1 pseudogene is annotated in these 282 nt (G+C 59.2%); it reads left to right on the top strand.

Going from position 1 to position 282, the window contains the following annotated elements:
- Nucleotides 1–53: 53 nt before the first annotated feature.
- Nucleotides 54–282 (top strand): annotated as a pseudogene (locus EN874_RS33320) (ABC transporter permease); the annotation flags it as partial.

Below are 282 nucleotides of genomic sequence, written 5' to 3' on the forward strand. Positions count from 1 at the left end.
GGCGATCCTCGCCAATCCGCGACTCAGACATCCAAAGTAAGGGGGCCGCGGATATCCTCGATATCAGACGCATCCCCATCGCATCACTGATCGGCATTGTGCTGACGAGCCTGTTCGTGCTGATGGCCGTCTTCGCGCCCTTGATCGCGCCTTATGGCAATGCCGAGATTGTCAGTGAAACTCCGTGGGACGTGATGTCGTCGGCCCACTGGCTAGGCACCGACAATCTTGGCCGCGATCTGTTGTCGCGCATGATCTACGGCGCCCGCATCACGCTGTTCA

Source organism: Mesorhizobium sp. M1D.F.Ca.ET.231.01.1.1, from assembly GCF_003999155.2.
Taxonomy (GTDB): domain Bacteria; phylum Pseudomonadota; class Alphaproteobacteria; order Rhizobiales; family Rhizobiaceae; genus Mesorhizobium.